This is a genomic window from Brevundimonas sp. PWP3-1b1, assembly GCF_049896065.1.
GTDB classification, from domain to species: Bacteria; Pseudomonadota; Alphaproteobacteria; order Caulobacterales; family Caulobacteraceae; genus Brevundimonas; species Brevundimonas intermedia_B.
Genome location: NZ_JAFCTO010000001.1, coordinates 1,456,872 through 1,477,447 on the forward strand (window position 1 = coordinate 1,456,872; position 20,576 = coordinate 1,477,447).

At 65.5% G+C, this 20,576-nt stretch carries 22 protein-coding genes; 19 read left to right on the forward strand and 3 right to left on the reverse strand.

Translation table 11 applies throughout. The annotated features are described in order from the left end of the window. Positions 1 to 47 precede the first annotated feature (47 nt). From kdsA to ACP69V_RS07125, 7 genes are all read left to right on the forward strand, one after another. Positions 48 to 926: a 3-deoxy-8-phosphooctulonate synthase gene (gene kdsA, locus ACP69V_RS07095; RefSeq protein WP_426023241.1), complete on the forward strand. Its 879-nt coding sequence runs from the start codon at positions 48 to 50 to the stop codon at positions 924 to 926. An 18-nt stretch (positions 927 to 944) separates the two neighbouring features. Further along, positions 945 to 2,402 carry a D-glycero-beta-D-manno-heptose 1-phosphate adenylyltransferase gene (rfaE2, locus tag ACP69V_RS07100; protein ID WP_426023242.1) on the forward strand — a complete coding sequence of 486 codons (1,458 nt, stop codon included), beginning with the start codon at positions 945 to 947 and terminating at the stop codon, positions 2,400 to 2,402. Further along, positions 2,399 to 3,400: an ADP-glyceromanno-heptose 6-epimerase gene (rfaD, locus tag ACP69V_RS07105; protein ID WP_426023243.1), complete on the forward strand. Its 1,002-nt coding sequence runs from the start codon at positions 2,399 to 2,401 to the stop codon at positions 3,398 to 3,400. Before rfaE2 ends, rfaD begins: the two co-directional genes overlap by 4 nt. Then, a complete protein-coding gene (locus ACP69V_RS07110) occupies positions 3,400 to 4,491 on the forward strand; it encodes a DUF3089 domain-containing protein (RefSeq protein ID WP_426023244.1) in 1,092 nt (363 codons plus the stop codon). Before rfaD ends, ACP69V_RS07110 begins: the two co-directional genes overlap by 1 nt. Before the next feature lie 76 nt (positions 4,492 to 4,567). Continuing rightward, on the forward strand, positions 4,568 to 5,563 hold the full coding sequence (locus ACP69V_RS07115; RefSeq protein WP_426023245.1) for an SPFH domain-containing protein: 996 nt from the start codon (positions 4,568 to 4,570) through the stop codon (positions 5,561 to 5,563). 17 nt (positions 5,564 to 5,580) lie between these two features. Then, on the forward strand, positions 5,581 to 6,039 hold the full coding sequence (locus ACP69V_RS07120; RefSeq protein WP_135195951.1) for an NfeD family protein: 459 nt from the start codon (positions 5,581 to 5,583) through the stop codon (positions 6,037 to 6,039). A gap of 31 nt (positions 6,040 to 6,070) precedes the next feature. Continuing rightward, entirely contained in the window at positions 6,071 to 7,468 is a 1,398-nt protein-coding gene (locus ACP69V_RS07125) for an MFS transporter (RefSeq protein ID WP_426023246.1), read from the forward strand. Here the strand turns inward: ACP69V_RS07125 and rnhA are convergent. Continuing rightward, positions 7,465 to 7,917, reverse strand: a complete 453-nt coding sequence (gene rnhA / locus ACP69V_RS07130) for a ribonuclease HI (RefSeq protein WP_135195953.1) — start codon at positions 7,915 to 7,917, stop codon at positions 7,465 to 7,467. The two genes, ACP69V_RS07125 and rnhA, sit on opposite strands and share 4 nt — an antisense overlap. Before the next feature lie 393 nt (positions 7,918 to 8,310). Here rnhA and tatA point away from each other — a divergent pair, with 393 nt between their 5' ends. The 4 genes from tatA to ACP69V_RS07150 all read left to right on the forward strand — a co-directional run bounded on the left by tatA (position 8,311) and on the right by ACP69V_RS07150 (position 11,131). Beyond that, the gene (gene tatA, locus ACP69V_RS07135; RefSeq protein ID WP_426023247.1) at positions 8,311 to 8,529 is read left to right on the forward strand and encodes a twin-arginine translocase TatA/TatE family subunit; all 219 of its coding nucleotides are present in this window, start codon (positions 8,311 to 8,313) and stop codon (positions 8,527 to 8,529) included. Positions 8,530 to 8,552: 23 nt separating this feature from the next. Then, positions 8,553 to 9,128: a Sec-independent protein translocase protein TatB gene (gene tatB, locus ACP69V_RS07140; RefSeq protein ID WP_426023248.1), complete on the forward strand. Its 576-nt coding sequence runs from the start codon at positions 8,553 to 8,555 to the stop codon at positions 9,126 to 9,128. Continuing rightward, positions 9,125 to 10,015, forward strand: a complete 891-nt coding sequence (gene tatC, locus ACP69V_RS07145) for a twin-arginine translocase subunit TatC (protein WP_426023249.1) — start codon at positions 9,125 to 9,127, stop codon at positions 10,013 to 10,015. Before tatB ends, tatC begins: the two co-directional genes overlap by 4 nt. A 66-nt stretch (positions 10,016 to 10,081) precedes the next feature. Continuing rightward, positions 10,082 to 11,131, forward strand: a complete 1,050-nt coding sequence (locus ACP69V_RS07150) for a serine hydrolase domain-containing protein (protein ID WP_426023250.1) — start codon at positions 10,082 to 10,084, stop codon at positions 11,129 to 11,131. A 58-nt stretch (positions 11,132 to 11,189) separates the two neighbouring features. Here the strand turns inward: ACP69V_RS07150 and glnA are convergent, their stop codons facing one another. After that, on the reverse strand, positions 11,190 to 12,596 hold the full coding sequence (gene glnA / locus ACP69V_RS07155) for a type I glutamate--ammonia ligase (protein ID WP_425983859.1): 1,407 nt from the start codon (positions 12,594 to 12,596) through the stop codon (positions 11,190 to 11,192). 82 nt (positions 12,597 to 12,678) lie between these two features. Continuing rightward, a complete protein-coding gene (locus ACP69V_RS07160; protein ID WP_008261682.1) occupies positions 12,679 to 13,017 on the reverse strand; it encodes a P-II family nitrogen regulator in 339 nt (112 codons plus the stop codon). A gap of 114 nt (positions 13,018 to 13,131) precedes the next feature. Here ACP69V_RS07160 and ACP69V_RS07165 point away from each other — a divergent pair, with 114 nt between their 5' ends. The 8 genes from ACP69V_RS07165 (at position 13,132) to ACP69V_RS07200 (ending at position 20,570) form a co-directional block, all read left to right on the forward strand. Beyond that, the gene (locus tag ACP69V_RS07165) at positions 13,132 to 13,953 is read left to right on the forward strand and encodes an NAD(P)H-hydrate dehydratase (protein WP_426023251.1); all 822 of its coding nucleotides are present in this window, start codon (positions 13,132 to 13,134) and stop codon (positions 13,951 to 13,953) included. Positions 13,954 to 14,002: 49 nt separating this feature from the next. Further along, the gene (gene rsgA, locus ACP69V_RS07170; RefSeq protein ID WP_426023252.1) at positions 14,003 to 15,076 is read left to right on the forward strand and encodes a ribosome small subunit-dependent GTPase A; all 1,074 of its coding nucleotides are present in this window, start codon (positions 14,003 to 14,005) and stop codon (positions 15,074 to 15,076) included. Between the two features lie 111 nt (positions 15,077 to 15,187). Further along, complete coding sequence (locus tag ACP69V_RS07175; RefSeq protein ID WP_426023253.1) at positions 15,188 to 15,529, forward strand: hypothetical protein; 342 nt, start codon at positions 15,188 to 15,190, stop codon at positions 15,527 to 15,529. Positions 15,530 to 15,803: 274 nt separating this feature from the next. Continuing rightward, on the forward strand, positions 15,804 to 15,893 hold the full coding sequence (locus ACP69V_RS07180) for a potassium-transporting ATPase subunit F (protein ID WP_105625212.1): 90 nt from the start codon (positions 15,804 to 15,806) through the stop codon (positions 15,891 to 15,893). A gap of 18 nt (positions 15,894 to 15,911) precedes the next feature. Further along, on the forward strand, positions 15,912 to 17,621 hold the full coding sequence (kdpA, locus tag ACP69V_RS07185) for a potassium-transporting ATPase subunit KdpA (RefSeq protein ID WP_426023254.1): 1,710 nt from the start codon (positions 15,912 to 15,914) through the stop codon (positions 17,619 to 17,621). Positions 17,622 to 17,639: 18 nt separating this feature from the next. Next, positions 17,640 to 19,706 carry a potassium-transporting ATPase subunit KdpB gene (kdpB, locus tag ACP69V_RS07190; RefSeq protein WP_426023255.1) on the forward strand — a complete coding sequence of 689 codons (2,067 nt, stop codon included), beginning with the start codon at positions 17,640 to 17,642 and terminating at the stop codon, positions 19,704 to 19,706. After that, the gene (locus tag ACP69V_RS07195; RefSeq protein WP_426023256.1) at positions 19,706 to 19,861 is read left to right on the forward strand and encodes a hypothetical protein; all 156 of its coding nucleotides are present in this window, start codon (positions 19,706 to 19,708) and stop codon (positions 19,859 to 19,861) included. Before kdpB ends, ACP69V_RS07195 begins: the two co-directional genes overlap by 1 nt. Continuing rightward, positions 19,854 to 20,570, forward strand: a complete 717-nt coding sequence (locus tag ACP69V_RS07200; protein ID WP_426023257.1) for a TorF family putative porin — start codon at positions 19,854 to 19,856, stop codon at positions 20,568 to 20,570. Before ACP69V_RS07195 ends, ACP69V_RS07200 begins: the two co-directional genes overlap by 8 nt. Positions 20,571 to 20,576: the final 6 nt, after the last annotated feature.

The window sequence follows — 20,576 nt, forward strand, 5'->3', positions numbered from 1 at the left end:
CGGCAGACGCCGCCTCTACAACACTCGAACTTCGAAAGAGCCGCCTCGTGAGCCGACCCAACGCTGTCATTACGTTGTCCGAAGGTCTTCGGACGCCTGTCGTCATCGGCGGCGGCGCCAAAATCGCCTTTATCGCCGGTCCCTGCCAGATGGAAAGCCGTCAGCACGCGTTGGAGACGGCCCATGCGCTGAAGGAAATCGGCGAACGGCTGAACGTCGGCATCATCTACAAGACCAGTTTCGACAAGGCGAACCGCACCAGCGCCAGCGCCGCGCGTGGTATCGGCCTGAAGGAAGCCATGCCCATCTTCGCCGAAATCCGTGAAGTGACCGGCCTGCCGACCCTGACCGACGTCCACTCCGAGGCCCAGTGCGGCCCGGTGGGCGAGGTGGTCGACGTGCTGCAGATCCCGGCCTTCCTGAGCCGCCAAACCGACCTGTTGCTGGCCGCCGCGGCGACCGGCAAGGCAATCAACATCAAGAAGGGTCAGTTCCTGGCCCCCTGGGACATGAAGAACGTCATCGCCAAGGTGGTCGGCGCCGGCAATCCCAACGTCATGGCCTGCGAGCGGGGCGCCAGCTTCGGCTACAACACTCTGGTCAGCGACATGCGCGCCCTGCCGGTGCTGCGCGAGATCGGCTGCCCCGTCGTGTTCGACGCGACCCACAGCGTCCAACAGCCGGGCGGGCAGGGCACGTCTTCTGGCGGCCAGCGCGAGTTCGTGCCGGTTCTGGCGCGCGCCGCCGTCTCGGTCGGCGTGGACGCCGTATTCGTGGAAACCCACCCGGACCCGGACAATGCCCCGTCGGATGGCCCGAACATGGTGCCGCTGGACCAGTTCGAGGCCCTGGCCGCGCAACTGATCGCCTTCGACGACCTGGCCATCAAGATCGGGGCCAAGGCGCCGGTGGCGCAGGCCGCCTGAATCCTCTAGGTCGGGCGCATGTCTGACACCCTGGACCTGGGCGCCCTGCAAAGCCTGCTGGAGCGCGTGTGCGGCCTGAAGATCGCCTGCGTCGGCGACCTGATGCTGGACCGCTATGTCTATGGCGAAGTCAGCCGCATCTCGCCCGAGGCGCCGATCCCGGTGCTGCGCGCGACCCGCACCGTTGCCATGCCCGGCGGCGTCGGCAATGTGGCGCGCAATATCGCGGCGCTGGGCGGTGTCGCCCGTTTGGGCGCCGTTGTCGGGGATGATGCGGCCGGCGCTGAGCTGACCGCTCTGATCGCCGCCGAGCCCCGCATCGAGGACGCCCTGGCTCGTCCCGCCGAGGCGGCGACCATCGTCAAGACGCGTTTCGTTTCGGGGGGGCAGCAGCTGTTGCGGCTGGATGACGAAACGGCTCCCGTTCAGATCGACAATTCTAACGCTTTTACAGGCGCGTCTGTCTATCTTCTGTCTGACTATGCCAAGGGCGTCGTCGGCGACGCACTGATCGCCTCTGCGCTGGCCGGGGCTCAAGCGTCGGGCGCGCCAGTCGTGGTCGATCCCAAGGGGCGCGACTTCGCCCGCTATGGAGCGGTCGATGTGATCAAGCCCAACGCCTCTGAATTGGCCGGGGCGACGGGTCTGCCGGTAGGGACAGACGCCGAAGTCGAGGCGGCGCTGGACGCCTTGCTGGCCGCCACGACCGCAAAGGCCGTGATCGTCACGCGCGCGGGCAAGGGGATGAGCCTGGCCCGTCGCGGGGAACCGGTGAAGCATTTCCCAGGCCGGGCGCGCGAGGTGTTCGACGTTTCGGGCGCCGGGGACACCTGTCTGGCGGCCATCGGCCTGGCCCTTGGCGCGGGGGCATCGCTGGAGACGGCGGTCGAGTTCGCCATCCTGGCCTCGGGCGTAGTGGTCGCAAAGGCCGGGACGGCCGTGGTCACGCCAGCCGAACTTATCGAGGCCGAGCTGAGCCAGCATGCGACGGCCGCCGTCGCCAAGGTGACGCCGCTGGACGAACTGGCGGCCGAGGTCGAGGCCTGGCGGCGTCAGGGGCTGAAGGTCGGTTTCACCAACGGCTGTTTCGACATTTTGCACCGGGGCCATGTCGCCTATCTGGCCCAGGCGCGCAGCTGGTGCGACCGGCTGGTGGTGGCGTTGAACACCGACGCCTCGGTCAAGCTGCTGAAGGGCGAGGGACGGCCGGTCAACGATCTGGACAGTCGGGCGGTCGTCATCGGTGGCCTGGCCAGCGTTGATCGCGTGACCAGTTTCGACGATCCGACGCCGGTCGCCTTGATCGAACGGCTGAGACCCGATGTGCTGATCAAGGGCTCGGACTATACCCGCGAGGGCGTGGTCGGCGGCGATCTGGTCGAGAGCTGGGGCGGCGAGGTCAAGCTGGCGGATTTCAAGGACGGGTTCTCCACCACGCGGACGATCGAGAAGATGACCACAGGATCCCAGCAATGACGCCTCGCATGATCGTCGTCACCGGCGGCGCCGGCTTCATCGGCTCCAACATCGTGGCGCGACTGACGGCCGAGACGGCCTATGACGTCGTGGTTTGCGACCGGCTGGAAACCGCCGACTTGGCCAAGTGGAAGAACGTCGCCAAACATGCCATCGCCGACTTCTGGTCGCCCGAGGAACTGTTCGAACAGCTGGAGCGCCACGCCGAACGGATTGAGGCCGTGGTGCATATGGGCGCCATCTCCTCCACGACCGAGCCGGACGCCGACCTGATCCTGCGCACCAACTTCACCCTGTCGCGCGACCTGTGGGACTGGTGCACGATCCGCGACGTGCGGATGATCTACGCGTCCTCGGCAGCCACCTATGGCGACGGCGACGCCGGCTTCAACGACGACGATGATGCGGAGTCGCTGTCGAAGCTTCGGCCGCTAAACGCCTATGGTTATTCGAAGATGTTGTTTGATCAGCACGCCGTTCGTCAGTCGGACCGAGGCCAGGCACCGCGCCAGTGGGCCGGTTTGAAATTCTTCAACGTCTATGGGCCGAACGAGGGCCACAAGGGCGGAATGAAGTCGGTCGTGGCTCAGATCTGGCCCAAGGTCGAGGCGGGCGAGACGGTCAGCCTGTTCCGGTCGCACAATCCCAACTTTCGCGATGGAGGCCAGCTGCGTGACTTCGTCTATGTCGACGACGTCGTCGATATCATCGAGTTCCTGCTGCAGTCGCCGGAGGTGTCCGGCATCTTCAACGCCGGGTCCGGTCAGGCGCGGTCGTTCGACGATCTGGCCAAGGCCACCTTCGCCGCCGCCGGGAAGGAAGCCTCCATCCAGTATGTCGACATGCCCGAGGTGATCCGCGACCGGTACCAGTATTTCACCGAAGCCCGGATGGACCGGATTCGGGCCGCCGGTTTCGAGGGCCAGTCCACGCCGCTGGAAGAGGGCGTGCGGCGTTACGTGCAGGACTTCCTGTCCACCGCTGATCCGTATCGCTGATGCGCCGGCTGACCTTCAGGCAATGGGTCGGCTATGCGGGGTTCGCCGCCGTCCTGATCCTGACCGCCGCCGTGGCGGTCTGGAGCGGGGATATCCTGCGGGCGGGCCTGGACCCCCAAGTGCCGTTCCAGACCTACAAGCCGCCGCCCGCGCCGGATTATCGGTCTGCCTCGTCCTGGGCGTTGATGGACGAAGGCGCGCCTGATCGGGCGTCGGTCTTCTTCGTCATGCCGACCACTTTCGACGGTGGCGCGGAGTGGAACGGACCGATCGATGATGCACGGGCGAACGCCTATCTGCGCCGCGTCGTCCTGCCGAACTACGCCTCGCCGTTCGCCCGGGAGGGCAAGGTCAGCGCGCCGCTCTATCGCCAGGCCAGCCTCTATACCCGGCTGACCCTGCGCGATGATGCGCGTGAGGCGCGGGCCTTCGCCTATGAGGATGTTAGGGCGGCCTTCACCCTGTGGCTTCGCAATCATCCGACCGGACCGATCGTGATCGCGGGGGTGGAGCAGGGCGGCGAACTGTCGGCGCTGCTGGTGCGTGACGCGCTCAGCACCGATCCGAAGCTCAAGGACCGGCTGGTGGCGGCCTATCTGATCGAGACCCTGGTAAGTCGCGAGATGTTCCAGCAGAGGGTCACGCCCTGCGACGCGTCGGACGAGACAGGCTGTATCGTCGCCTGGTCGTCGGTCGAGGACGGGGACGAACCGGCGGCGCGGCGCAAGCTGCGGCGGGCGCTGGACTGGAATGACCGGGGCGAGTTGGTTGGACTGACGACCCCGCCGATCTGCGTCAATCCGGTAACCGGCTCGACACAACAGTCGCGCGCCGAGGCCCGCCAGCATAGCGGAGCGACCAACGCGACGGGGCTGGAGTGGGGCGCGCGTCCGGCCCTGACCGGACGACTGATTTCGACCGAATGTCGTGGCGGACTGCTGTGGCACAGTGCGCCCGATGCGGACTTCCTGACCGCCGGCGGAAGCTGGGCGGATCGGCGCAAGATCGTGCCCTACAACCTGTTCTATGGCGACATCGAGCGTGACGTCAGCGTCCGGCTGGCGGCATGGCGGGCCAAGCGCGGCCTTTAGCGTCGATCAGTTCGTCCGGTTTCTATGGCGCCGCTCGCGTCCAGCGCGTAGGCTCGACGTCTCAGGGAGGATCTGAATGGACGTCACCACCATATTCGCCGGCGTAGTGCTGCTGCTGGCTATCGTGCTCTTGATCAGTGTCATCAAGATCGTGCCGCAAGGGCGTGAATACACGGTCGAACGTTTCGGAAAATACACCAAGACGCTGAGCCCCGGCATCGGCTTTCTGACCCCGTTCGTGGAGCGGGTCGGCCGTCGCATGAACATGATGGAGCAGGTGCTGGACGTCCCGACCCAGGAGGTCATCACCAAGGATAACGCCATGGTGAAGGTCGATGCGATCGTGTTCATCCAGGTGATGAACGCGTCGGCGGGCGCTTACCGGGTCGAAAACCTTCCGTACGCCATCACCCAGCTCTGCATGACGAACCTGCGAACGGTCGTCGGTTCGATGGAACTGGACGAGGTTCTTTTTCAACGCGACTCGATCAACACGCGGTTGCTGACGGTCATCGACGCTGCGACTGAACCTTGGGGCGTCAAGGTCAACAGGATCGAGATCAAGGACCTCACCCCGCCCGTAGACATCACGAACGCCATGGCTCGCCAGATGAAGGCAGAGCGTGAAAAGCGCGCAATCATCACTGAAGCCGAGGGCGAAAAACAGTCTGCCATCGCGCGCGCCGAAGGCGCCAAACAGGCCGCCATTCTTCAGGCCGAAGGCCGCAAGGAAGCCGCTTTCCGCGACGCAGAGGCTCGCGAACGCGAAGCCCAGGCTGAGGCGAAAGCCACCGCAATGGTGTCGGAAGCCATTGCGCGAGGCGATGTGAACGCCATCAACTACTTCATCGCCCAGAAGTATGTCGAAGCCTTCGCCGAACTGGCGCGCAGCCCGCAGCAGCGGACCGTCATCGTGCCTGCCGAAATGGGCGCCCTGGTCGGCACCATCGCCGGCATCGGCGAGATGGTCGGCCTGGCCAAGGAGCAGAACTCCGGCGGCGCTTCGACACCGCCGGTCCGTCCCGCACCCCCGCGTCGCCCTGCAGGCGGCGCAGTCCCACCCTCGGCCTGATCGTAGGAGGCTGAACGATGCTGTCGCTCGCTGATCTCTATGTCGCCCAGCCGTTCTGGATCTGGCTGGCCGTCGGGGTTCTGCTGCTGGCGGTCGAGGCGATGTTCTCGACCGAATGGCTGTTGTGGCCCGCCGTTTCGGCCGGCGTCGTCGCGGTGATGACGGCGGCAGGCGTGCGGCTGGGTCTGCCGGGCGAGGTCGCCGTCTTCGCCGTTCTGACGGTCATCGCTACGCTTCTGTCTCGTCGACTGATCTCCAAGGCCAATCCTGCCGGTCCCGACATCAATGACCGCGACAGCCGCCTGATCGGCCAAAGGGCGCGAGTGGTCGAAGCCTTCGTGTCTGGGCGCGGTCGTGTCTTCATCTCGGGCGCCGAATGGCCGGCCGAGATCGAGGGTGAACCGCCGGTGGAAGGGCAGGATGTGGTGGTGATGCGGATCACGGGATCTTTGCTGACGGTTCAGTCGCCCGTCTGAAACGACGCGATCTAAGAGGCGTTCGTCAGGAATGAAAGCCAGCCAGAACGCAGCCCCGGACGGCCTGCCCACGCCCCGACGGTATTGGGCCATTGCGTCCATCGGCCTGGGGATCACCCTGGCGGTCCTGGATGGGGCCATCGCCAACGTCGCCCTGCCGTCCATCGCGCAGGATTTGCAGGCATCGTCGGCGGCCTCGATCTGGATCGTCAACGCCTATCAGATCGCCATCGTCGTCGCCCTGCTGCCTCTCGCGTCGCTGGGCGAGATCGTCGGCTATCGCCGGGTATCGCAGGCTGGGCTGGCCGTCTTCACCCTGGCGTCCATCGCCTGCGTCTTCGCCAACTCCATCGAGGCGCTCAGCTTTGCACGCGTGATCCAGGGTTTCGGCGCAGCAGGCATCATGAGCGTCAACGGCGCCTTGGTGCGCTTCACCTATCCACAGAGCCTGCTGGGCCGTGCGGTCGGCATCAACGCCGTGATCGTATCCTTGGCCGCAGCGGCCGGGCCGACCATCGCCAGCGCGATCCTCTCCGTCGGACACTGGCGCTGGCTCTTTGCGCTGAACGTGCCGATCGGGCTGCTGGCCGTGTCGCTCGCGGGGTTCACCCTGCCGCATAATCTGTTGCAGAAGCGAAAGTTGAACTGGACGGGGGCCGCGCTGAACGCCGCGGCGTTCGGGCTGGTCATCACGGGCTTGCAGGCGCTGGCGCATGGCGAAGCGGCCGTGCTGGGCTTCGGCCTGACGGGCGCAGGTCTGGCGGCGGGCGTCTTGCTGATTCGCCACGAGCGGTCGAGGGCGTCGCCCTTGATCCCGCTGGACCTGTTGGCGCGGCCGATGTTCAGCCTGTCGGTGGCGACGTCGATCATTTCCTTCACGGCGCAGATGATGGCCTTCGTGGCCTTGCCCTTCTTTCTTCAGGGGTCGTTGCGGCTGACGGCGGTCGAGACGGGCCTGCTGATGACGCCCTGGCCCCTGGCGACGATGATCGCTGCGCCTCTGGCCGGCTACCTGTCGGATCGATATTCGGCGGGCATTCTGGGCGCGATTGGCCTGAGCGTCTTCGCCTGCGGCCTGATGGCGCTGAGCTTCCTAAATGCCGATTCGACGTACTTCGACGTCGTCTGGCGAATGGCGGTATGTGGCGCAGGATTCGGCTTCTTCCAGTCGCCCAACAATCGCGCCCTGTTGTCGGAGGCGCCCAGGGAGAGAGCCGGCGCGGCGGGAGGCACGCTGGGCATGGCGCGGGTCCTGGGGCAGTCGCTGGGCGCGGTCGTGGTCGCCTTCCTGCTGTCGGCCGCGCCGATCGGCGGGGTTGGGCACGGGTTTCAGATCGCGGCTGTCACGGCCCTGTTCGGCGCGGTCATGAGTGGATCGCGCGTGCGGCGCCGTCCGGCCGAGCCGGAAAAGGAAGTCGAGGCGGTCTAGCGCCGCTTCAGATCGGCGACGCCGCGATTCGCCAGCTGGTCCGCGCGCTCGTTCAGCTCATGGCCCGCATGCCCCTTCACCCAGCGCCATTTCACGTCGTGACGCAGGCGGGCGGCATCCAGGCGCTGCCACAGGTCGGCGTTCTTGACCGGTTTCTTGTCGGCGGTCAGCCACCCGCGCGCCTTCCAGCCGCGCATCCATTCGGTGATTCCCTGCATGACGTATTTGCTGTCGGTATGCAGTTCGACCTTGCAGGGTCGCTTCAGCGCCTCCAGCGCCATGATGGCGGCCATCAGCTCCATGCGGTTGTTGGTTGTGTTGGCTTCGCCGCCCCACAATTCCTTTTCGTGACCGCCGCCTGTCTGGAGCAGGGCGCCCCAGCCGCCGGGGCCGGGATTGCCCTTGCAGGCGCCGTCGGTGTGGATGATGACGTGATCGGAGGGACTCATGGTCGCGCAGACCTACAGCGTCCCTTGGCGTGGGGCCATCATTCGCTAGGGTGAACGAAACGAAGAGGATCGAAAATGGGCGCGATGAGCATCTGGCACTGGGCTATAGTGCTGTTTGTCTTATGGCCATTTGCCGCCGCAATCACGGTCATTCCTGTGTGGCGGATTCTTCGGCACCTCGGGCTTCCTGGATGGCCGAGTCTGTTGAGCGTGATCCCATTCGTGAGCTTGATCGGACTTTGGATCATGGCTTTTAGCGATTGGCCGCGACAAAGCGCACAAGCTGACGGCAGATAGGTCTGTAGGCTTTGCGCCCGGACATCACTCGGCCTATATGCGCGGTAACTAATAGTGGATGGGGTCAATCATTGGCCCCTGCGAGGAGATAGAGTTATGGGCGCTTTCGGTCCTACACACTGGATTCTAGTCGCCATCGTCGTACTCGTGCTGTTTGGCGGTCGTGGAAAACTCTCAGGCCTGATGGGCGACGCCGCAAAGGGCATCCGCGCCTTCAAGGACGGCCTGAAGGACGACGACAAGAAGGACGGCCCGCACGACGGCGTCAGCTCGCTGCCGCGCACCGAGGCGGAAAAGGAAGAGCTGAAGCGCTAGTCGTCGTCTGTAAGGGCTGACGCATGGGCGGGCTCGGCCCCGGTATCGGGGGTTTCGAATTAGTGGTGATCGGTCTGGTGGCCCTGCTTGTGGTGGGGCCGAAGGATCTGCCTATGCTGATGCGTCGCGTCGGCCAGATGGTCGCCAAGGCGCGCGCCATGGCCAACGAGTTCCGCAGCAGTTTCGACGAGATGGCGCGCCAATCCGAGCTGGACGACCTGCGCAAGGAGGTCGAGGCGCTGCGGACGGGGCAGGGGGGCATGTATCCCCTGGGCGCCGAGGCGGACGCCGCCTTCAAGGACATCAACGCGGGACTGACGGGGCCGACACCCACGGCAGCACTGCCTGCGCCCGAGCCGGAGGTTCCCATCATGACGCCGGCCGCCGACGAATGGCCGGATACGCCGACGCCCGTCGAGCCCGTCGTGGAGACGAAGCCCAAACGGGCAGTTGCGAAGGCGAAGCCGGCGACGACGGCTAAGCCCTCGACGACCAAACCGCGCGCACCGGCCAAGCCTAAGGCTGCAATCCCGGCCGCCAAGACAAGGCCTGCCACCGCCAAGCCCAAGACTCCGCGCAAGAAGGCCGCTGACCTGTGACGTCTCCTGATCGTGACGAGGCCGAGATCGAGGCGTCGCGCGCGCCCTTGATGGATCACCTGATCGAGCTGCGCGGGCGGCTGCTGATCTGCGTCGTGGCCTTCTTCCTGGCGTTCATCCTGTGCTTCGCCTTCGCGAATCAGATCCAGATCGCCCTGATAAAACCCTATCAGGCGGCGGTCGCGGTCCATGCGGCGGCCATGGCCAGCGGCGGTCACGCCAACCCCATCGAACTGATCGCAGTGATGACGGGGTTGAAGCCCTATCCGCCCGGCAGCGCGGCCGTCGTTCAGCTGATCGCGACGGCGCCGCTGGAGCAGCTGTTCACCAAGATGAAGATCGCGGCCTTCGGCGCCGCTGTCCTGACCTTCCCCGTCATGGCATGGCAGATGTACCGCTTCGTAGCGCCCGGCCTGTATCGCAATGAACGCGGCGCCTTCCTGCCGTTCCTGATCGCGGCGCCGGTCATGTTCTGCCTAGGCGGCGCGCTCGTTTATTACGTCATGCTGCCGTTCGTGATGCTCTTTTCCTTGAGTCAGCAGGTGGCCAGCGACGGCATTTCCGTGGCCCAGACGACCAAGATTTCCGACTATCTCAGCCTGGTGACCTCGCTGTTGCTGGCGTTCGGCCTGTGTTTCCAGTTGCCGGTCGTCACGACCCTGCTGGGCTTGGCCGGGCTGATCAATTCCACGGTCATGGCCGCGGGCCGCCGCTACGCCATCGTCGCCGTGGTGGTCGTCGCCGCCGTGGTCACGCCGCCGGATCCGATCAGCCAGCTGATGTTGGCGATCCCGCTGGTGATTCTCTACGAGGTGTCGATCTGGTGCGTGCGGCTGATCGAACTGCGCCGAAAGAAGGCCGACGACCTGGAAGCCGAGGCGGCCTGACGTTCGCCATAAGCGTCGAGTCGTCGCAGGGGGAAACCAGCGTCCCCTTGATCGATTAGATCGGCGATGAACCGTCGAACCCTGATCGCCGCCGGACTGGCCTTGCCGTTCAGCTATGGCTGTAGCGAAGCCGCCGAGATCCCGCCGCCCGTTGCTCGCACCCAAGGCCTGGCTGCCGGACTGATGGCCCAGGCCGAGACTGCCGGCGCGGCCCTGCCCAAACTTCAAGCGATGATCGTGGCCCGTGACGGCCAACGTCTTTTCGAACAGGTGTTTCGAGGGCCGTCGCTGGAAACGCCTGTCAACGTCAAGTCCGCGTCCAAGTCCGTGATCGCCGCCCTTGGCGGCATCGCCATCAGCCAGGGACTGTTCTCCGGCGTCGATCAGCCGATCTCGACCTTCCTGTCCGACAGTTTCCCGAGCGATCCCGATCCGCGCCTAAGCCAGGTAACCATCGGCGACCTGCTGTCGATGCAGGCGGGACTGGGGTCCACGTCGGGCGCGGACTACGGCGCCTGGGTGTCGAGCCGAAACTGGGTGCGCCACGCCTTGGCCCGCCCGTTCGAGGCCGATCCCGGCGGACGAATGGTCTATTCGACAGGCACGTCCCACCTGACGTCCGCCTGTCTGACGCGGGCCAGCGGGCGTTCGACCCTGGCCTTGACGCGGGAATGGCTGGGCGACCCCCTGGAGATCGAAGTGCCGACCTGGCCGGCCGATCCGCAAGGCATCTATTTCGGCGGCAACGACATGCGGCTGTCGCCGCTGGCGCTGCTGAAGTTCGGGGAGTTGTACCGCAACGACGGTCTGCACGATGGTCGGCGCATCTTGCCCGAGGGCTGGGTCCAGCAGTCCTGGCGGGGCAGGGGTACGTCGCGCTGGAGCGGCAATCCCTATGGTTACGGCTGGTGGATCCGGCGCTCCGGCCGCCATGAGGTCTTCTTCGCCTGGGGCTATGGCGGCCAGATGGTGTTCGTGGTGCCGGACCTGAGGCTTACGGTCGTGATGACGTCGGACCCGACGCCGACAGCGACCCGAGACGGCCATGTTGACGCGCTGCACGCCCTACTGGACCAAAGCCTGATCCCCGCTGCGGAACAGGGCGCCGCCGCCTGAATTGACAAGGGCGCCGACGGTTTCCCGCCGACGCCCCGATCTGCGGCCGATCTGACGATCAGCAGCTATAGTACATGTCGAATTCGACCGGGTGCGGGTGCAGTTGCAGACGCATCACCTCTTCCATCTTCAGCTCGATGTAGCTGTCGATGAAGTCGTCATCCATGACGCCGCCCTTCTTGAGGAAGGCACGGTCCTTGTCGAGGTTTTCCAGGGCTTCACGCAGCGAGCCGCAGACCTCGGGGATCGAGCCGCGCTCTTCCGGCGGCAGGTCGTAGAGGTTCTTGTCGGCGGGCGCGCCCGGATCGATGCGGTTCTCGATGCCGTCCAGACCGGCCATCAGCAGGGCCACGAAGGTCAGATAGGGGTTGCCCATCGGGTCGGGGAAGCGAGCTTCCAGACGTTTGGCCTTCGGCGACGAAACGTGCGGGATGCGGATCGAGGCCGAACGGTTGCGGGCCGAATAGGCCAGTTTCACCGGGGCTTCATAGCCCGGCACCAGACGCTTGTAGCTGTTGGTGGTCGAGTTGGCGAAGGCGTTGATGGCCTTGGCGTGCTTGATGATGCCGCCGATGTACCACAGGCATTCCTGCGACAGGCCGGCGTACTGGTCGCCGGCGAACTGGGGCTTGCCGTCCTTCCAGATCGACATGTGGACGTGCATGCCTGAGCCGTTGTCCGCGAACATGGGCTTGGCCATGAAGGTCGCCGACTTGCCATAGGCGGCGGCGACGTTGTGGATCACGTACTTATACAGCTGCAGCCGGTCGGCCATGGTCAGCAGGTCCGAGAACTTCAGACCCAGCTCGTGCTGGGCCGGGGCCACCTCGTGGTGGTGCTTCTCGGGCTGAAGGCCCAGGTCACGCATGACGCCCAGCATTTCGCCGCGCAAATCCTGGCCCGAATCGACCGGGTTGACCGGGAAATAGCCGCCCTTGGCGCCAGGACGGTGGCCCATATTGCCTTCGGTGTATTCGGCGTTGGTGTTGGCCGGCAGTTCGATCGAGTCATACGAATACGACGTGTTGTGCGGCTGGGTCGACCAGCGCACGTCGTCGAAGATGAAGAACTCGGCTTCCGGGCCGAAATAGACCACGTCGCCCACGCCCGACGATTGCACGTAAGACAGCGCCTTCTTGGCCATCGAGCGGCTGTCGCGGTTGTACGGCTCGTTGGTGTCGGGATTCAGCACGTCGCAGAACAGGAACATCGTCTTCTGCTGGTAGAACGGGTCGATATAGGCCGTGGTCAGGTCCGGCTTCAGCAGCATGTCGGACTCGTTGATGGCCTTCCAGCCCGCGATGGACGAGCCGTCGAACATCGTGCCTTCGTTCAGGAAGTCCTCGTCGACCAGGTCGACGTCGAAGGTGACGTGCTGCAGACGGCCGCGCGTGTCGGTGAAGCGGACGTCCACATACTGGACCTCCTCATCCTTGATCTCTTTGAGGATCTTGCTGGCGCTCATTCTCGGAAGTCCTGTTTCTAGGCGTTTGGGGAGGAAACCGGTCAGCGACCCAAGGGCCGAGGGCCGGGGAGGGTGGTCGAGCTTAGACGGCCTGGGCTCCGGTCTCGCCGGTGCGGATACGGATCACCTCGGCGACGTCGGACACGAAGATCTTGCCGTCGCCGATCTTGCCCGTGCGGGCCGAGGTCTGGATGGCCTCGACGACGGCTGGCGCGAGGTCGTCGGCGACGACCACCTCGATCTTGATCTTGGGCAGGAAGTCGATGACGTATTCGGCGCCGCGATACAGTTCGGAATGACCCTTCTGGCGGCCATATCCCTTGGCCTCCAGCACAGTCATGCCTTGCACGCCCACGTCCTGGAGCGCCTCTTTGACGTCATCCAGCTTGAAAGGCTTGATGATGGCTTCGATTTTCTTCATGGCGACCCCTGAGCGGCGCACGGAATGCAGCGGCGCTCGGGCCCAAATGGGACACAGCAAGGGCGTTCAAAGCAAGCGATTTTCGCAGAAAAGCCACGGATAATCGGAACGCGGATGATAGAAACCAACGACCCGGCGATCTGGCGCAATTTTCTGCCTTGGCCGAGCGCGGAAACGCACAAGCATACGCGGGGCCGATTGGCTGTCGTGTCGGGAAAGGCCCATCAGACCGGCGCTGCACGGCTTGCGGCGCACGCTGGCCTTCGAATGGGCGCCGGTGTCGTGCGAATCCTGTGCCCGCCAGACGCCGTCGCCGTCATCGCGCCCGCCGTCCAGGCGATCATGCTGACGCCCTTCTCTTCACCTGAAGCCTTGGGTCGTGAAGCCGCCGGAAGCGACGCCGTCGTGATCGGACCGGCCGCTGGACTGGAAGACGCCACGATCGCCAATATCCAGGCCTTGGCGTTGAGCGGCGCTGTTCTGGTGATCGACGCCGATGGGCTGTCGGTCTTCAAGGGCCGGAACGCCGAACTGTTCGCCGTTCTGGACCGCGACGACATCCTGACGCCGCACGAGGGCGAGTTCGATCGGCTGTTCCCGGGCCTGCTGGCCCAGGGGCACGAGGCCGCCGCCATTGAAGCCTCACGCCTAGCCCAGGCGACCATCGTCCTGAAAGGCGCCCAGACGATCATCGCATCGCCGGACGGCCGCATTCGCCGTAATGAAAACGGCTCGGCTTGGCTGGCGACGGCAGGAACCGGCGATGTTTTGGCCGGCATGATCGGCGGCCTTGCGGCTCAGCGCATGGACAGTTTCGACGCCGCCTGTGCTGCCGTCTGGATCCACTCCGATGCGGCGGAGCGTTTTGGCCCAGGCCTGATCTCGGACGATTTGAGCGAAATCATTCCGAAGTCGTTGGCGGCGTTGAAGAAGTGATAGGGTGCGAACGCCTTCCGACGCCGCAGCCAACAGGGATGCCCTTGGTTTGATCGAACACTATGGATGGTCCGCCTCCCTGGCGGAGACCTTCGAGCCTCACGCGCAGGCCGGCCACACGTCGGGACGCGTCATACTCCAGCAGCGCGACGGCTATGTCGTCGCGACGGAAGACGGCGACGTGCGCGCCAAGGTCTCGGGCCGGCTGCGGCATGAGGCCAAGGAGATCGGTCATCCCGCCGTCGGCGACTGGGTCGCCCTGTCGCCCAGCGAAAAGGAGCGCACGGCCACCATCCACGCCATCCTGCCCCGCCGCACCGCCTTCGTCCGCCGCGCAGCCGACAGTATGCGCAAGCTGCAGATTCTCGCCGCCAACGTCGATGTGGCCTTCATCGTCACCTCCCTGAACGCCGATCTCAATCTTCGCCGGATCCAGCGCTATCTGGCGGCGGCGTGGGAGAGCGGGGCACGGCCCGTCGTGGTGCTCACGAAATCGGACTTGTGCGACGATCCGCAAGCCCAGGCCGCCAGCGTCGTCGCCCTGGACCCCGGCTGCCCGGTGCTGATGGTCTCGGCTCGCCAAGGCCAGGGGCTCGACGCCCTGCTGGCCCAGGTGGGGAGGGGAGAGACCTGCGTGCTGATCGGCTCGTCCGGCGTGGGCAAGTCCACCTTGGTCAACGCCTTCCTGGACGAAGATCGTATGGCGACGCAGGCCATTCGCGAGAACGACGACCAGGGGCGTCACACCACCAGCCACCGGCAACTCGTCCTGCTTCCCAACGGCCGGCTGATCCTCGATACGCCAGGCATCCGCGAGGTCGGCCTGGTCGATGCCGAAGCGGGGGTGAGCGCGGTTTTCGAAGACATTGAGGGCCTGATCCCGAACTGCCGGTTCACCAACTGCAGCCACGGCAGCGAGCCTGGGTGCGCCGTGCAGATCGCGCTTCAGGGCGGGACGCTCGATCCTGATCGGTGGGCGCATTTCCAGAAGCTGACGCTCGAGACGACGGCGGCGGAGCACAAGCAAGAGCGGGCGGCGAAGGCTGTCGAGCGCCGACGACTCGGCGCGCTCCAGAAAGTTTACCGCGCGACGAAAAGGAATGACCGGGGCGCCGTCGACTGATCGGGCGAGGGCCGGGAGAGGCCTTCCTCAAGATCGTGAGGCTTGGACGAATTATGGCCTTTCCAGCAGGCAAACAGGCTAGTTGAGAGATTCAAACTGAGAGAGTTCAAAATGTCCGCGTACACCATCGTAACCACCAGCGCCGTTCAGGGTGGCGACACCGCCGAGGTCAACACGCTGACGGACGACTTCTCCAACGACAGCGAGGCGCTGGGCTACGCGCGTCGCATGGCCGATGAGATGATCGAAATGGCCAGTCAGCTTCTGCTGGATTTCGACTACAGCAATGTCGGTGTCTACGACGGCGATTTGATCGATGAGGACATCACGCCTGACCATACATCGTTGATCGGTGTATGGGTTCTCGACGAAGACGGCTCCGCCTTCGTGTCCGCAGAAGAATTCCGAGAGGGATCGACTGAAGTCGAATCTGTGAGCGCTTCTGAAGCTTAAGACTCCAATTCGCTGGATTCCATAGGACTGATGAGTCCTGATTCATTGGGATCCAGGCCACTGCACCTTGCGGCGACCTCGCGTCGCTAAACGCAGGTTTTATGAATCCTTTAGGCGCAAGGCCGGAACTCACATCGCGCCGTTACGGCCGCCCATGATCTCTTCACGCTTCACTTGAGCTTGAGGAGGCCGACTTGGCCGATGTGATCTTTCTGGCGTTGGGGGCAGGGGCGTTCGCCGCCTTCGCCGCCTTGGCCGCTGCGTTGAAACGGGTATGACGATGATCGCCATGCTCTGGGGGGCGGGGGCGCTGGTCGTCGCCGTCTATATGGTCGCGGCGCTGCTGCGGCCCGAGCGGTTCTGAAGAACCGGGACGGAATTCATGAACATTCAAGGATGGGGCGAGATCGCCCTGACCCTTGGGCTGGCCGTAATGCTCGGCTGGCCCATCGGCATTTATATGTCGCGCGTCTGGAATGGCGAACGGACCTGGCTGGACCCGGTGCTGAAACCGGTGGAGGCCGTCTTCTACGGCGCGGCCGGCGTCGATCCGAAACGCAGCCAGGGGTGGCTGGGCTATGCCGGCGCCCTGTTGGCCTTCAACCTGGCGGGCTTCGTCCTGCTGTATGCCATCCTGCGTTTGCAGGGCGTGCTGCCGCTTAATCCGCAAGGCTTCGTCGGCGTGTCGCCGCACCTGGCCTTCAACACCGCCGTCAGCTTCGTCACCAACACCAACTGGCAGAGCTATGGCGGCGAGACGACCCTGTCGACCTTCACCCAGATGGTCGGTCTGACGGTGCAGAACTTCGTCTCGGCCGCGACCGGCGCGACCATCGCGGCGGCCCTGGCGCGGGCCTTCGTCGCCAATCGCGGCGAGGGCGTCGGCAACTTCTGGGCCGACCTGACGCGCACCACCCTCTATGTGCTGCTGCCCGCCGCCCTGATCCTGGCCGTGGCCTTGTCCAGTCTCGGCATCGTCCAGAGCCTGGCCGCCAACGTCCATGCGACCGGCGTCGAGGGCGGATCGCAGACCCTGCCGCTGTTCCCGGCGGCCAGCCAGGTCGCCATCAAACAACTGGGCATCAACGGCGGCGGCGTCTTCAACGTCAATGGCGCCCATCCGTTCGAAAACCCGAATGCGATCACCAACCTGCTGACCGCCGTGGCGATCAACGTCATGGGCTGGGCCGCCTTCTTCGCCTTCGGCCGCACGGCCCTGGCGGGACGCGACATCAAGGCCCTGGCGACGGCGGCCCTGATCCTGCTGACCGTATCCAGCGCCGCCATGTATGCGATCGAGACCCAGCGGGCCCCGTCCCTGGTCGCGGCCCAGGTGGACGCGTCGGTGAACATGGAAGGCAAGGAGGTCCGCTTCGGCGCGCCCGCCTCGACCGTCTGGTCGGTCGTGACGACCGGCGCCTCGAACGGTTCGGTCAACTCGATGCACGCCAGCTATATGCCGCTGGGCGGGGCGTTGCAGATGTTCCTGATGCAGTTGGGCGAGATCTTGCCCGGCGGCGTCGGTTCGGGCATCGCCATCATGGTGGTCATGGCCCTGCTGTCGGTCTTCGTCGCCGGTCTGATGGTCGGACGGACGCCGGAATATCTGGGCAAGAAGATCGAGGCGCGCGAGATCCAGTTCGCCATGATCGCGGTGCTGATCCTGCCGCTTTCGGTGCTGGGATTCTCGGCGATCTCCGCCGTCTTCCCGACGGCGCTGGCGGGCCTGCTGAACAAGGGGCCGCACGGTCTGTCTGAGATCCTGTACGCCTACACCTCGGCGGCGGCGAACAACGGCTCGGCCTTTGCGGGCCTGACCGCCAACGCGCCCTGGTGGAACACGACCCTGGGGCTGGGGATGCTGTTCGGGCGGTTCATTCCGGCCGTCGCCGTCCTGGCCATCGCCGGCAGCCTGGTCGTCAAGCCCAAGCTGGCGCCCAGCCCCGGCACCCTGCCCACCGACAACGGCCTGTTCATCGGCCTGCTGATCGGCGTGATCCTCATCCTCGGCGGTCTGCAGTTCCTGCCCGCCCTAGCCCTGGGACCGATCGTCGAGCACTTCCAGGTGGTCGCCGCGGTCGCCGGCGCCTGATCCCCCGGACATAGAGACATGACACAAATCACACTGGATCCACGCGGAGGCGGTCGCTCGACCCCCATCGCGGGCGGTCTGTCGGGGGCGATGATCGGACGCGCCGTCGGCGAGGCCTTCGTCAAGCTGAACCCGGTCAAGCTGATCCGGAACCCGGTCATCTTCACCACCTGGATCGTGGCGCTTCTGTCCACCATCTCGGCGGCGGCGGCCATCGCGAGCGGTCAATCGGCGGGCTTTGCGGTGCAGCTGGCGCTGTGGCTGTGGGCCACGGTCCTGTTCGCCAATATCGCCGAAAGCATCGCCGAAGGGCGGGGCAAGGCGGCCGCCGACAGCCTTCGCGCCACTCGCGTCACGACCAAGGCCAAGCTGATCGTCGATCCCAAGACCGGCACGGTGGTTCCGACCAACGCCTCCGAGCTTGAGGTCGGGTCGATCATCCTGGTCGAGGCCGGCGACGTGATCGCCTCGGACGGCGAGATCATCGAGGGCGTGGCCTCGGTCAACGAGGCCGCCATCACCGGCGAAAGCGCCCCGGTGATCCGCGAAAGCGGCGGCGACCGTTCGGCCGTGACCGGCGGCACCACCGTCGTCTCCGACTGGATCAAGGTGCGCATCACCGCCAAGCCGGGCTCGACCTTCCTCGACCGCATGATCGCCATGGTCGAGGGCGCGGATCGTCGCAAGACGCCGAACGAACTGGCCCTGGCCGTGCTGCTGGCCGGTCTGACCCTGATCTTCCTGATCGCGGTCGTGACCCTGGTCGGTCTTGGCGCCTATTCGGGCGTCGATCTGGATCCCATCGTTTTGGGCGCCCTGTTCATCACCCTGATCCCGACGACGATCGGCGGCCTGATGTCTGCGGTCGGCATCGCCGGCATGGACCGGTTGCTGAAGGTGAACGTGTTGGCCACCTCGGGCCGTGCGGTGGAGGCGGCAGGCGACGTCGACACCCTGCTGCTCGACAAGACCGGCACCATCACCTTCGGCAACCGCATGGCGACCGAAGTCATCCCGGTCCCCGGCGTGCGTCCGGAAGCCGCCTTGGCCGCCGCCGTCATGGCGTCCCTGGCCGACGAGACGCCCGAGGGCCGCTCCATCGTCGAACTGGGCCGCAACGCGGGCGTCTCGGTCGATCAACCGACCGGCGCCGTCGCCATTCCCTTTACTGCGGTCACGCGTCAGTCGGGCCTGGACGTCGGCAAGGATAGCTGGCGCAAGGGCGCCGTCGATGCGGTGCTGAAAGACCTGAACCTGACCGACGGTTCGGCCCCGGCCGAGTTCCGTCAGGCCGTGGACCGGATCGCCCGCTCGGGCGGCACGCCCCTGGCCGTGACCCAGAACGGCGTCCTGGTCGGCGTCATCCACCTGAAGGATGTGGTCAAGCCGGGCGTGAAGGCGCGCTTCGCCGATCTGCGCCGGATGGGTCTGCGCACCGTCATGATCACCGGCGACAACCCGGTCACGGCGGCGGCGATCGCTTCGGAAGCCGGGGTGGACGACTACCTCGCCGAGGCCACGCCCGAGGACAAGATGCGCCTCATCAAGGCCGAACAGGCCAAGGGCCGTCTGGTCGCCATGTGCGGCGACGGCGCCAACGACGCCCCTGCGCTTGCGCAAGCGGATGTCGGCGTTGCCATGCAGACCGGCGCCCAGGCCGCCCGCGAGGCCGGCAACATGGTCGATCTCGACAGCGACCCCACCAAGGTCATCGAGATCGTCGAGGTCGGCAAGCAACTGCTGATCACGCGCGGCGCCCTGACGACCTTCTCGGTCGCCAACGACGTGGCCAAGTATTTCGCCATCATCCCGGCGATGTTCGTGGTCTCCCTGCCGGCCCTGGGTGCGCTGAACGTCATGCATCTGCACAGCCCGCAGAGCGCCATCCTGTCGGCGGTGATCTTCAACGCCCTGGTCATCGTCGCCCTGATCCCGCTGGCGCTGAAGGGCGTCAAATACCGGGCCATCGGCGCGGGCGCCCTCCTGGGTCGCAACCTGCTGATCTACGGCCTGGGCGGCCTGATCGCCCCGTTCGTCGGCATCAAGTTGATCGACGTCGTCATCTCCGGACTGGGGCTGGCCTGATGGCTCAGGAGATCGCCCGTATCCTCAACCTGGTCGTCGCGATGCTGATCATCGCCGCCGTCTGGGCGGTGGCGACGATGCGGATCTCCGAGCCGCCCAAGGTCCACGCGTCCCACGCCATCACTCGTATCCAGAATGAAAAATCAAATGCGTAATCGTCTCTCCAAAGCCTCCGGTCGCAACGACGCCTGGTTCGCCGCCGCCTGCATCCTGGGCATCGCCGGCCTGGGCCTGTGCAGCGAGGCCAAGGCCCAGGACGTCTCGGCAAACGTCGCCCTGACCTCCGACTATGTCTTCCGCGGCGTCAGCCAGACCCAGGAAAACCCCGCCCTCTCGGCCGGCGTCGATTTGACGAAGAACGGCTTCTACGCCGGCGCCTGGGCCTCCAATGTCGATTTCGGCGACGACACCGACGCCGAGATCGATCTCTACGCCGGCTATCGGCCCGAGGTCGCGGGCTATGCCCTCGACTTCGGCGTCGTCAGCTATGTCTACGCCGGTCAGCCGGACGGCGCGGACTATGACTATGTCGAGCTGAAAGCGGCGGCCTCTCGCGCCGTCGGCCCCGCCACCCTCGGCGCGGCTATCTATTATTCGCCCGACTTCTTCGGCGCATCCGAAGACGAGGCGACCTACGCCGAGGTCAACGGCGCCGTCAGCCCTGCCGACAAATGGACCGTCTCGGGCGCCGTCGGCCGTCAGTGGGTGTCGTCGGACCTCGACTACACCACCTGGAACCTGGGCGCGGCCTATCAGCTGACCAGCAATCTGGCGCTGGACCTGCGCTATCACGACACCGATCAACACGACTTTGGCGACATCTACGGCGCGCGCGCCGTGGCGACGCTGAAGGCGACCTTCTGAGGCGAC